General features: G+C 69.2%; 6 protein-coding genes. 4 read left to right on the top strand and 2 right to left on the bottom strand.

Annotated elements, in window-relative coordinates:
• Positions 1-74 precede the first annotated feature (74 nt).
• Together ACAZ03_RS06570 and uxaC are read right to left on the bottom strand one after the other, a co-directional pair.
• Positions 75-2,060, bottom strand: a complete 1,986-nt coding sequence (locus ACAZ03_RS06570) for an aldo/keto reductase (RefSeq protein WP_373356614.1) — start codon at positions 2,058-2,060, stop codon at positions 75-77.
• A gap of 48 nt (positions 2,061-2,108) precedes the next feature.
• Positions 2,109-3,518 (bottom strand): glucuronate isomerase, encoded by a 1,410-nt coding sequence (gene uxaC / locus ACAZ03_RS06565; RefSeq protein ID WP_373356613.1) that lies wholly within the window; start codon positions 3,516-3,518, stop codon positions 2,109-2,111.
• Positions 3,519-3,832: 314 nt separating this feature from the next.
• Here uxaC and ACAZ03_RS06560 point away from each other — a divergent pair, with 314 nt between their 5' ends.
• From ACAZ03_RS06560 to ACAZ03_RS06545, 4 genes are all read left to right on the top strand, one after another.
• Positions 3,833-4,894 carry a DUF475 domain-containing protein gene (locus ACAZ03_RS06560; RefSeq protein WP_373356612.1) on the top strand — a complete coding sequence of 354 codons (1,062 nt, stop codon included), beginning with the start codon at positions 3,833-3,835 and terminating at the stop codon, positions 4,892-4,894.
• A 97-nt stretch (positions 4,895-4,991) separates the two neighbouring features.
• Positions 4,992-5,864 carry a Ku protein gene (locus ACAZ03_RS06555; RefSeq protein ID WP_373356611.1) on the top strand — a complete coding sequence of 291 codons (873 nt, stop codon included), beginning with the start codon at positions 4,992-4,994 and terminating at the stop codon, positions 5,862-5,864.
• Entirely contained in the window at positions 5,861-8,362 is a 2,502-nt protein-coding gene (ligD, locus tag ACAZ03_RS06550; protein WP_373356610.1) for a DNA ligase D, read from the top strand. The genes ACAZ03_RS06555 and ligD overlap by 4 nt, the downstream gene beginning before the upstream one ends.
• Before the next feature lie 185 nt (positions 8,363-8,547).
• A complete protein-coding gene (locus ACAZ03_RS06545) occupies positions 8,548-12,828 on the top strand; it encodes a CheR family methyltransferase (protein WP_373356609.1) in 4,281 nt (1,426 codons plus the stop codon).
• Position 12,829: the final 1 nt, after the last annotated feature.

Raw genomic sequence — 12,829 nt, 5'->3', positions numbered from 1 at the left:
CACCGCCTCGCATGGCGGGCGTAGGGCGGGCGTAGGGCGGGCTTCAGCCCGCCCCCCCCGGCCCACCCGCCCCCTCAATCCTCCAGATTGAGCCAGGCCGCCTCGTCCGGCGTCAGCTCCAGCCCGAGACCCGGCAGGGTCGTCGCGATCTCGTGCGGGCTCCTCGGGCCGATGAGCGCGAAGCTGGGGAAGCTCTGCGCCAGCACCCAGGCCGTGGCGACGTTATGGGCCGAGACGCCGCGCGACGCCGCCAGCTCCTCCGCCCGCCGCCGCCGCTCGGCATTGGCTTCGCTGCCGAAGCAGGCCTCGGGCCCCTCGTCGGCCGGCAGCCGGTTCCGGAGCGCCTCGGGCAGGAAGTAGCCGCGCGCCTGGCTCGACCAGGCGACATGCGTGACGCCCCGCTCGCGCAGGAAGGCCAGCGCCTCGGGCGTGTTGGAGCTGAGGCAGCCGGCCCAGACCGGCTTCTCCATCACCGCCAGGCTGAGGTTGTTGTTGAGGATTCGCGGGCCTTCCAGCCCGTGATCTTCGGCATAGGCCACCGCCTCCGCAAACCGCTCGATGGTCCAGTTGGAGCCGCCCCAGATGCCGATCCGCCCCTTGTCCCGCTCGCGGGCCACCGCCTCGACGAACTCGCCGACGGGCACCTCGGGGTTGTCGCGGTGCATGATGTAGATCGCCGCCCGGTCGAGCCCCAGCCGCCCCAGCGACATCTCGAGCTGCACGCCGATGGCATCCGGCACGCACCAGGGCGTATGCGCGCCCTTGACGATGACGTTGACCTCGCCCGCCACGCCGCGCTCGGCGATCCACTGACCGAGCACCCGCTCGTGCAGGCCCTGCCCGTAGATATGCGCGGTGTCGAACGTGTTGCCGCCGGCCTCGGCAAAGGCATCCCAAACGATGGCGCCCTCGGCGATGGTGCTGCGGTTGTCGCAGCCGATGATGAGCCGCGAGACCGGGCCGACGCCCGGCAACTCGGCCTTCGGGATCTGCGGCAGCCCGTCCGGCAGGGCGCCGGAGAGGCGCCGGTCGGCCCCCGGGCGCTCGGCGAGGGTGGCGTAGCCGAGTTCGGCGCGCCAGCGGTCGAGCGCGAGGTTGTTGCCGATGGAGCCCGCGGGCGTCATCTGCGGGAAGCTCAGCCCCGCCGCCCCGGCCTCGATGGCGCGGCTCGCCGCCTCGGCCTCGTAGGCATAGAGCTGCTTCGGCGCCGCGATGCGCTCTTCCCGCCGCTCGCCGCCCGCCTCGACGATGAGGATTGTATCGGCCGGCGCCACCTCGCGGCCGGGGACCCAGGGGTCGGTCAGTGTGACGGCGCCGCCGGGGCACTCGACGCGGATGGTGTTCTCCATCGTGCGGGCGACGGCGCAGGCGACCTCCGCCGTCACGCCGCTGGCGAAACCGAGGAGCGCATAGGCCACCTCGTCGACCCCCGTCTGACCCAGACGGCCGGTGCCGCGGAGCGTCACCGGGTCGGCGAAGCGCCCCTCCGCCAGCCCCGCGATCATCCGCGCGGCGGAGATGGGATAGCCGCCGACATCGAGGATCGCGCCGCCGGCCAGCTCCAGCGCATAGAGGCGGGACTGCGGGTTGAACCCGGCGCTGAAGCCGAAGGTCGCGCGGATGTGGACGGGCCCGCCGAGCTCGGCCACCAGCTCGGCGAGGCGGGCGATCTGCGGATGGCAGAGCCACATGAAGCCCTCGGCGAAGAAGACCCCCTCCTCCGCCGCCGCCTCGACCAGCACCTGCACCTCCGCGGCATTGAGCCCCGCCGGCTTCTCGCAGAGGAGATGCTTGCCGGCGCGGATCACCATAAGCCCCTGCTGGACATGGAAGGGATGCGGGGTGGCGACATAGACGGCATCGACCTCGGGATCGGCCAGCATTGCCTCGTAGCTGTCGTAGCGCTTGTCTTCGGCCACGCCGAACCGGTCGCCGAAGCTGGCGCGGCGCTCGGCCGTGCGGCTGGCGATGGCGGCAAGCTCGGCCCCCTCGGCACCTTGCAGGCCGGTCGCGAAATTGCCGGCGATGCCGCCCGGCCCGATGATTCCCCAGCGGATCATTCTCTCTCCCCCTCTTCGCGGCCCCGCGCCGCTCCGTTTGCGCTAACGCTAGAGCCTGTAGGCGCGCTTCGCCAGATTGTAGGTGAGATCGGCCGCAACCTCGTGCGCCTCCGCCTCGCCCAGCCGGCCCGTGGTGACGAGCCCGGCGAGATAGGCGCAATCCACCCGCCGGGCGACGTCGTGCCGGGCGGGGATCGACAGATAGGCGCGCGTGTCGTCGTTGAACCCGACGGTGTTGTAGAAGCCCGCCGTCTCCGTCGTGGCCTGGCGGAAGCGCATCATGCCCTCGGGGCTGTCGTGGAACCACCAGGGCGGCCCGAGCTTCAGGGCCGGATAGACACCGGCGAGCGGCGCCAGCTCGCGGGCGAGCGTGGTCTCGTCGAGCATGAAGACGATGATCGTCAGGCGCGGGTCGAGCCCGTGGGCCTGAAGGAGCGGTTGCAGGTCGCGGGTGAAATCCACCCGGCCGGGGATGTCGAAGCCGACATTGGGGCCGAACCGCTCCAGCATCGCCGGGGCGTGGTTGCGCCGGGAGCCGGGGTGGATCTGCAGCACGAGCCCGTCATCGAGGCTCATGCGGGCCATCTCGGTCAGCATCTGCCCCCGGAAGGCCTCGCGCTCGGCGGCGCTCGCCGTCCCCGTGCGCACGGCCTCGTAGAGCGCGGCGGCCTCGGCCTGGCCGAGATTCTCCGTCCGCGCCGTCGGGTGGCCGTGATCGGAGGAGGTGGCGCCGCCAACCTCCTTGAAAAAGGCGCGCCGGGCGCGGTGGGCGGCGAGATAGCCGGCCCAGGTCGAGACATCCTCGCCCGCGATCTCGCCGAAGCGCTCAAGGTTCTCGACGAAGCCGGGCGTGTCCGGGTCCACCACCGGGTCGGGCCGGTAGGCGGTGACGACCCGGCCGCCCCAGCCACTGTCGCGGATGGCGCGGTGGTGGCGCAGATCGTCGAGCGGGCTCTCGGTCGTCGCGATCAGCTCGATGTTGAACCGCTCGAAGAGCGCGCGGGGGCGGAAGGCCTCGGTCTTCAGCGCCGCATCGATCTCGTCATAGAAGGCATCCGCCGTGGCGGGGCCGAAGGGCGCCTCGATCCCGAAGACCTCGGCGAAGGCATGATCGAGCCAGAGCCGCGAGGGCGTGCCTCGGAAGAGATGGTAGTGCTCGGCGAAGCGGCGCCAGATCTTGCGGCCGTCGGTCTCCACCGGGCCGCCGTCGGCGCGGGGGACGCCGAGATCCTCCAGCGTCACACCCTGGCTGAAGAGCATGCGGAAGACATAGTGATCGGGCTTGACGAAGAGCGTCGCCGGGTCGGGGAAGGGCTGGTTCTCGGCGAACCAGGCAGGATCCGTATGGCCATGGGGCGAGAGGATCGGCAGGCCCCTGATGCCCTCGTGCAACTCACGCGCGAGGGCGCGGGCGCGCGGTTCCACCGGGAACAGGCGATCGGGGTCGAGCTGGGGCATGTCATCTCCGGGGGGGCCAGTATCGCGGCGAAGAGTGGCCTGCCGGCGCGGCAGGGTCAAACGGCCCGAGGCGCGCCCTCGTCAGGGGCGGCCTTGAAGCCACGCCGCGGCGCTCCATCTGTGAGTGCTGCGGACCTGAGATTGCAGCGCCTTGCGGCATCTGCGACAGGGACGATCAACAAGGGGCGGCGGGCGCCGCCCCGGCGACCGGGCCCCTCTGGCAAGCGTCTCGCGGCGCGCTTGCGATGTCGGCGCAGACCCAGAAACAGCCGCAGGGCGGCGCCGGAAAGGCGACCGCCCGACAGGGGACCATCATGCCCGACAGAGGCGCGCCCGGACATTCGCACCTTCCCTATTTCAAATGGGCCTTCATCGTCACCGGGGTCGGCCTGATCCTCGGCTTCGTCGTCGGCTGGATCTACGGCGGCACGCTCGCTGCCGCGCTTTCGTTCCTCTTCATCACCTCGGTGCTCGCGGTGCTGGAGATCTCGCTCTCCTTCGACAACGCCATCGTCAACGCCCGCAAGCTGAAGACGATGGGCGAGGTCTGGCGGCGGCGCTTCCTGACCTGGGGCATCCTCATCGCCGTCTTCGGGATGCGGATCGTCTTTCCGCTGCTCATCATCGTCGTCGCGGCGAATGTCGGCCCCTGGGAGGCGCTGAAGCTCGCCGCCACGCGGCCGGAGGAATATTCCCACCTGATGCACGAGGCGCATCTGCCCATCGCGGCCTTCGGCGGGACCTTCCTGATGATGGTGGCGCTGACCTACTTCTTCGACCCCGAGAAGGAGGTGCACTGGATCCGGCGGATCGAGCGCCGCGTCGCCGGTGCCGCGCGCATCCGGGGCCTTGAGGCGGCGCTCGTCCTCGGGCTCGCCGTCATCGCCTCGATCCTGCTGCCGGGCGAGGAAGACGGCCGCCAGTTCATCGTGGCGGCGACCTACGGGCTGCTGACCTTCCTTCTGGTCGATGCCGGAGGCGCGATCATGGATGGCGGGCTCCGCTCCACCCAAAGAACGGCGGCGGGCGGTCTCGGCGCCTTCCTCTATCTGGAAGTGCTCGACGCCTCCTTCTCCTTCGACGGGGTGATCGGGGCCTTCGCGCTCAGCCACAACATCTTCATCATCGCCATCGGGCTCGGCATCGGCGCGATGTACGTGCGGTCCATGACCGTCATGCTGGTCGAGAAGGGCACGCTCAACCAGTACCGCTTCCTCGAGCATGGCGCCTTCTACGCGATCCTCGTTCTGTCGCTCATCATGTATGCCCAGGCCTTCTTCCCGATCCCCGAGGTCATCACCGGCTTCATCGGCGTCGCCCTCATCGGTGCCGCCTTCTGGTCGTCGGTGAAGGGCAAGCGCGCCCACGGCGACTGACGGCGAAAAGGATGCACCTTCCCGGGAGCCGCACGCTCCCGGGAAACCATTCCCCGGGGCCCGGCGTTCTGACGCTGGATCACCTTGGAGGGAACCCATGGCATCGCGCGCGATCTGGAAGGGGCAGCTCAGGCTCTCCCTCGTCTCCATCCCCGTCGAGGTCCATTCGGCGAAGAACTCCGGCGCGAGGGTCTCGTTCCGGCAGATCCACAAGCCCTCCGGCAAGCCCGTCCGCTACGAGAAGGTCGTGGCCGGCGTCGGGCCGGTGGAGAATGACGACATCATGAAGGGCTACGAGACCGACGGCGGGGATTACATCCTCCTCGAGCCCGACGAGATCGACGCCATCAAGCTCGAGACCAAGAAGACGCTGGAACTGGTGCAATTCGTCGAACAGGGCGAGATCGCGCCGATCTGGTTCGACAAGCCCTATTACGTCGTGCCGACCGACGAGCTGGCGGAGGATGCCTATCGCGTCGTCCGCGATGCGCTGCGCAAGGCCGGCAAGCTCGGGCTCGGCCAGCTCACCATGCGCGGCAAGGAATATCTCTGCGCGATCCGGCCCTGCGGCGACGGGCTGCTCCTCGAGACGCTCCATTACGAGAGCGACATCCGCAACGCCGATCCGCTCTTCTCCGGCATCGAGGACGAGGCGTCGGACGACGAGCTTCTCGAGGTCGCCACCCAGCTCATCGAGCGCAAGTCCGCCCCGTTCCACCCCTCGAATTTCGAGGATCACTACGCGATGGCGCTGCGCGAGCTCATCAACCGCAAGATGAAGAACAAGCGCACGCCGCGCGCCAAGGGCGGCAAGGACGAGCCGCCGGAAGAAAGCAACGTCGTCGACCTGATGGATGCGCTGAAGAAGAGCCTGAAGGATTCCAAGGGCAGCGGCGCGAAATCCTCCGGGGCGAAATCCGGCGGGTCTTCGGGCAAGTCCTCCTCCTCCTCACGGAAGAAGGCTTCGTGAACACGCTCGAGGCATATGCGAAGAAACGGAATTTCGAGGTCACCTCCGAGCCGCGGGCCGAGCTGGTGGCGGCGGGCGGCGAGACCCAGGCCTTCGTCGTGCAGAAACACGATGCCAGCCGGCTCCATTACGACTTCCGGCTCGAATGGGGCGGGGTGCTCTGGTCCTGGGCCGTGACGCGGGGGCCCTCGGGCCTGCCGTCTGAGAAGCGGCTGGCGGTGCGCACCGAGGATCACCCCGTCGCCTACGGCAACTTCGAGGGGACGATCCCCGAGGGCGAATACGGCGCCGGCACCGTCATGCTCTGGGACAACGGCTGGTGGGAGCCGCTGCATGACCCCGCGGAGGGGCTGAAGGAGGGAATGCTGCATTTCCACCTGCACGGCGCACGGATGCAGGGCGGCTGGGCTTTGGTGCGGATGAAGGGCAACCGCAAGGGCGACAAGGGCCGCGAGAACTGGCTTCTCATCAAGGAGAAGGACGATCACGCCTCCCGCACCGCCGATGCGCTTCTGAACAAGCACACCCGCTCGGTCACCACGGGCCGGACCATGCGTGAGATCGCGGCGGAGAAGCCTGCCGATCCGCCCGAGAGGCACGGCAAGCCCCTCCCCCGCTTCCGCGCACTGCAGCTCGCGACGCTGGAGGATGCGCCGCCCGAGGGCGACGGCTGGCAGCACGAGGCGAAGTTCGACGGCTACCGCTGCCTGATCGCGCTCGGCAAGGGCGGCGTGCGGCTCTACACCCGCAACGGCAAGGACTGGACGGACCGCTTCGGCGACCTCGCCGAGCCGGCGGAGGCCATCCCCTGCGGCGCGGCGCTGATCGACGGCGAGGTCATCGCCGGCTCCGGCGGCGGCGATTTCGGGGCGCTGCAACGGGCGTTGAAGGAGGGCGGCCGCCTGACCTTCTACGCCTTCGACCTCCTGCATCTCGACGGCGAGGATCTGACGGAGGCGCCGCTCAAGGATCGCCGCGCCGCGCTGGAGGGGCTGCTCAGCCCTCTGCCGCCCCGCGGCCAGATCCGGCTCTCGCCGGTACTCGCGGGGAGCGGTGCCGCGGCACTGGGGGCCATCGGCGAAGCGGGCGGCGAGGGCATCGTCTCCAAGCGGATCGACGCGCCCTATCGCGGCCGTCGGACACGCGGCTGGATCAAGGCAAAATGCACCCGCCGCGCCGAGCTGGTCATCGCCGGCTGGGCGCCGTCCGAAAAGCGCGGGCGGGCGTTCTCCTCCCTCCTCCTCGGCTCCTACGAGGACGGCGAACTCGTCTATCGCGGCCGGGTCGGCACCGGCTTCGACGGCGAGACACAGGAGGCCTTGATGGCCGCCATGAAGCCCCTCGCGCGCAAGACGACGCCCCTGGCGGGCGACCTGCCGGCCGAGGTGAAAGGCGCCAAGTGGATCACGCCGAAGCTGGTGGCCGAGGTGGCCTATGCGGAATTCACCGAAGAGGGCCGGGTGCGGCACGGCGTGTTCCACGGGCTCCGGAAAGACAAGCCGGCCGAAGAGGTGAGCGCGGGACGGGAGGCGACAATGAGCGAACTCAGTGACGAGGACGGCGACGAGGCCAAGGTCGGCGGCATCCGTATCTCCAGCGCAGACAGACCGGTCTTTCCCGATGCCGGCATCACCAAGGCCGACATCGCCCGCCACTACGAGCGGGTCACCGAGAGGATGCTGGTGACGGCGGCAGACCGGCCCGTCTCGCTCCTCCGACTGCCCGAAGGGCTGGACGGCCAGAGCTTCTTCCAGAAGCACGCCGGCAAGGGCTGGCCCGCCGCCATCAAGCCGCTGCCCATCGAGGAAAAGGACGGCGGGACGGAGGATTACATGTATGTCTCCTCCGCCTCCGGCCTCATCGGCGCGGCGCAGATGGGGACCGTGGAGTTCCATATCTGGGGCGCGAAGCGTGACAATCTGGAGAAGCCGGACCGGCTGGTCTTCGACCTCGACCCCGACGAGGGGCTGGGCTTCAAGGCGGTGAAGGCCGCCTGCGAGGAGCTGCGCGCGGGCCTAGAGGAGATCGGGCTCGACCCGGTGCCCATGGTCTCCGGCGGCAAGGGCGTGCATGTGATCGTGCCGCTCCGGCGCACCGCGACTTGGGAGACGGTCAAGACCTTCTCGCGCGCCTTCGCCACCATCCTCGCCGAGCGGCACCCGGACCGCTACATCGCCACCATGTCGAAGGCCAAGCGCAAGGGCCGGATCTTCATCGACTGGCTGCGCAACGAGCGGGGCTCGACGGCCATCGCCCCCTATTCGCTCCGCGCCCGCCCCGGCGCCCCGGTGGCCGTGCCGGTGACCTGGGACGAGCTCGCCGGGCTCGATGCGCCGAACAGCTTCCGCATTGGTGACATGGAAGAGCGGCTGAAGGCCCCCTGCCCGCTCGCCGCCGCCGAGCCGCGCAGCATCTCGCAGGAGGTCGTGGAGCGGCTGGAGGGCTGGGCGGCCGGCGACGGCGCCGACGCGCTCGAAGCGGCGTCAGAGGCGCGCTGACCCCGGCGCGATCCGGCGTTTCCTTCCGAAAACCGGAACAATTTTCCCCAACACCGGAAAATCCGTTGTAAACATGACGTCAGCGTCAAGGGCCCCGGCCCTTCGTGAGGGACTGGACAAAGGGGTGCAGCGCCGTTGCCGGGTGAAAGGCCCGGGCCGGCGGAGCGACGCGGGAGTGTGATCACATGGCGACGGTGCCGCCGATCGTGGGTATTGGCGCCTCCGCCGGGGGGCTGGAGGCGCTGCAGGCATTCGTGCAAGCGATCCCCAACGATTCCGGCATCGCCTATGTCATCGTCCAGCATCTCGCGCGCAATCAACCCTCGCTGCTCGCCAAGCTGCTTGGCGCCCATGCAACGCTCCCCGTCCTGCGCATCGAGAACGGCGGCGCCATCGCGCCCGACACGGTCCATGTCATTCCGCCGGCGCATTACCTCGATATCGAGAACGGCCGCTTCCGCCTGACGCCCATCCCCGAGAGCGACCAGCTTCGCGCGCCGATCGACAGGTTCTTCGCCTCGCTCGCCGAGGCGGACGAGCGCGGCGGCTTCGGCATCGTCCTGTCCGGCACCGGATCGGACGGCACCGCCGGCATTCGCGCCATCAAGGCGGCCGGCGGCATCGCCATGGTGCAGGAAAGCCATTCCGCCCGCTTCGCCGGCATGCCCGACAGCGCCGCCGCCACGGGGCTCGTCGACGTGGTGCTCCGCCCCGGAGACATGCCGCAGAAGATCCTCCAGATCGTCGAGCACCGCCGCGCCGTCGAGGATGACGGCGGGCGCGAGGAGCTCCTGGACCGGATCGAGGCGCGGCTCGGCGAGATCCTCGAATGCCTCGATGCCGACAGCACCGGCCATTCCTTCACCGGCTACAAGCCCGGCACGCTCGTCCGCCGCGTGGCGCGGCGCATGACGCTTCTGCGCCAGCGCACCGTCGACGGCTATCTCGAGACGCTGAGGAGCCGGCAGGAGGAGCGCACGCTCCTCACCCAAGACTTTCTCATCGGCGTCACCCAGTTCTTCCGCGACCCCGAGACGTTCTCGACTCTCTCGCGCGAGGTGCTGACGAAACTCCTGTCGCGCGACCAGCCGAGCTTCCGCATCTGGGTGCCGGGCTGTTCCTCCGGCGAAGAGGCCTATTCGCTCGCCATGCTCGTGACCGAGATCATGGAGGCGGCGGGCGACACGCGGCCCTGCAAGATCTTCGGCACCGATATCGACCTCGACGCGCTCCGCCAGGCCCGCTCGGGGCGCTATTCGGATTCGGCCCTGCAGAACATCTCCGACGAGCGGCGCGAGCGGTTCTTCGGCCGCGATGAAGAGCACTGGCACGTGCGCACGGGTCTGCGCGAGACCTGCGTCTTCGCCCCGCACAACCTGCTGCACGACCCGCCGTTCTCGAAGCTCGACCTCGTGTCCTGCCGCAACGTGATGATCTACCTCAACGTGGAGAGCCAGGAGGCGCTCCTGCAGCGCTTCCATTACGCGCTCAACCCCGGGGGGTATCTCTGGCTCGGGCCCTCGGAATCGCTCGGCCGCAAGGAGCGCTATTTCAGGATCGTCGACCGGACGGCGCGGATCTTCCAGCGCGACGACAGGACGCCGCCGAGCTATTCGGCGGCCGCCGCGCAGCTCTCGCCCACCCGCATCCAGCCGTCGTCCTCCTGGACGCCGCTGACGCAGGCTCTGCGCACCGGCGGCGGCGGCATCGAGGCCGAGGCGGAGCAGGCCTTCCTGCACCACGCCTCGCCGCCCTTCGCCGCGATCGACCGCCACAACGAGGTCATCTATGTCTCGGAGGCGATGGCGGATTTCGTCCGCCCCGCGCGCGGCGCGGTCGGCATGGCGATCGAGGATTACCTCCGCCAGGAGCTGCGGCTGCCGGCGCATGGCGTCGTGACCGAGGCGCGGCGCACGCAGGCGCGGGCGGAGGTTCGCAACGTCGTTGTCGAGATGGCCGGCGGCCCGCGGCTCTTCGACCTCATCGCCCGCCCGATGGTGCCCGGGGACGAGCGGGTGCTTCTGTCGATGATCGAGGTCCGCGCCCGCGATCTCGAGGCATCGGGGGAGCTGCCGCTCCAGCCGCAGCCGCCGGATTTCGACCGCGAGCTGGCGCTCACCCGAAAACGGGTGGTGGCGCTGCAGCAGGAGTACGAATCCGCCGAACAGGAGCTCCGCGCCACGAACGAGGAGCTCCTCTCCATGAACGAGGAGCTGCAGAGCTCCAATGAGGAGCTCGAGACTTCGCGCGAGGAACTGCAGTCGATCAACGAGGAGCTGGAGACGATCAACGCCGAGCTCAGCGAGAACAACCGCCAGCTCGGGCGCGCCAATTCCGACTTGAACAACCTCCTGGAAAGCACGGATATCGCGACGCTTTTCATCGACGAGCGCGATTGCGTCCGCCTGTTCACGCCCGAGGTCTCGCGGCTCTTCGGCGTGCAGGACCGCGACATCGGCCGTTCGATCCACGACCTCGCCAGCAAGGTCGATTACCCGCAGCTCAAGGAGGATGCGGCCGACGTGCAGCGCAGCCTCCAGCCCATCGAGCGCGAATTGCAGGTGCCGGCGACGGGCGAGACCTTCCAGGCCCGCGTGCGCCCCTACCGGACGGTCGACAACCGGCTCGACGGGGTGGTCATCACCTTCGTCGATATCACCGCAAGGAAGGATTACGAGCGCAAGCTGGAAGAGAACGCCCGCCTCCTCAGCGAGCAATATGCCGAGCTGGAGGTGCTTTACGATACGACGCCGGTCGGGCTCTGCGTCCTCGACCGCGATCTGAAATGGCTGCGCATCAACCCGATGCTGGCCGAGATCAACGGCTTCACGCCCGAAGAGCATATCGGCAAGAGCCAGGCGGAGCTGATCCCCGCCGTGCATGAGGCCATCGCCGACATCCAGCGGCGGGTCTTGGAGACGGGCGAGCCGGTGCTCGGCGTTACCGTGCGCGGCCAGACCCCGCACGAGCCGGGCATCACCCGCGAGTGGATCGACGACTTCTTCCCGATTCGCGCCGGCGACGAGGTCTTCGCCGTCGGCTGTGCCGTCCGCGAGGTGACCGAGCAGCGGGCGCTGGAGCGGCAGGTCTTCGAGAGCGAGGCGCGGATGCGCCGGCTCTTCGATCAGGCGCCCGTCGCCATCTCGATGCACGAGGGGCCGGATTTCGTGACCACCTATTCCAACCCGCGCAACCAGATGGAGATCGGCGGCCGCGAGATCATCGGCCTGCCCGTCACCGAGGCCATGCCAGAGCTCGACGGCTCCCCGCTCATGCAACGCATGGCGCAGGTCTTCGCCACCGGCCAGTCGAGCGACGAGGAGCAGCATGAGGCGCTGGTGCCCCACCGGCGCGAGACCGGCGACGCCGCGATCTACCGCAACGTGCTCGAGCCCTGGTTCGACGCCGACGGCAAGGTCGTGGGCGTCATCTCCTTCTCGCTCGACATTACCGACCAGGTGAAGGCCCGGCAGCGCGACGTCGCCGAGAAGCAGCGCCTGCAGCGGCTGCACGATTCTCTCGCCGCCTATGTCGGGCTCGTCTCCCCGGACGGCACGCTCCTCGAGATCAACGCCGCGGCGCTGGAGCGCAGCGGCGTCACCCGCGAAGAGGTCATCGGCAAGAAGATCTGGGAGACCTTCTGGTGGCCCTATGGGCAGGAGGCGCAGGCCGAGCTGCGCTCCGCCGTCTCGCGCGTGGCCGCAGGCCAGACGCTGCGCTTCGATGTGGCCATCAAGGCGGCCAGCGGCGACCGGGTCGTCATCGACTTCCAGATGGCCCCGATCTTCGGGGATGACGGCGAGGTGCGCGAGATCGTGCCCTCCGCCATCGACATCACCGAGCGCGTCGAGGCGACCGAGCGCAAGGACATGCTGCTGGCCGAGCTCGAGCACCGGGTGAAGAACATCCTCGCCACCGTTCAGGCCATCGCCCGCTTCACCGCCCGCATGGCCCGCACGCGCGAGGAGATGGCCGCCAGCCTCACCCAGCGGCTCGCCGCCATCTCGCGCACCCATGACGCGCTGACGGAAAGCGACTGGCGCGGACAGACGCTGCGCCAACTGGTCGCCACGGAACTTGCGCCCTATGCCGGCGAGGACGGCGGGCGCTTCCGCTACAGCGGCGACGATGTGTTCCTGCCGCCCGGCACGGCGCTGTCGCTGGGGCTGGCCTTTCATGAGCTGGCCACCAACGCCGCGAAATACGGGGCTTTTTCCGTCGATGGCGGCCGCGTGACGGTCGAGGTCGAGGCGGAGAATGGCGATTTCCGCCGCATCGTCTGGCGCGAAACCGGCGGGCCGGAGGTCTCCCCTCCCGAGCACGAGGGCTTCGGCTCGTTCCTGATCGGGCAGCTTCTCGAGCGGGAACTCGGCGCGGAGATCGGCATTGTCTTTGCTAAGGACGGCCTGTCCTGCACAATAATCCGAGAGGTGACCGACGATTCCGTTTCTGCCGACAGCACCTGAA

It is taken from the genome of Pseudoroseicyclus sp. CXY001, assembly GCF_041714655.1.
Lineage (GTDB): Bacteria > Pseudomonadota > Alphaproteobacteria > Rhodobacterales > Rhodobacteraceae > Pseudoroseicyclus_A.
The sequence above is the reverse complement of the archived record's forward strand: the minus strand, read 5'-3'. Positions and strand labels throughout refer to the sequence as shown.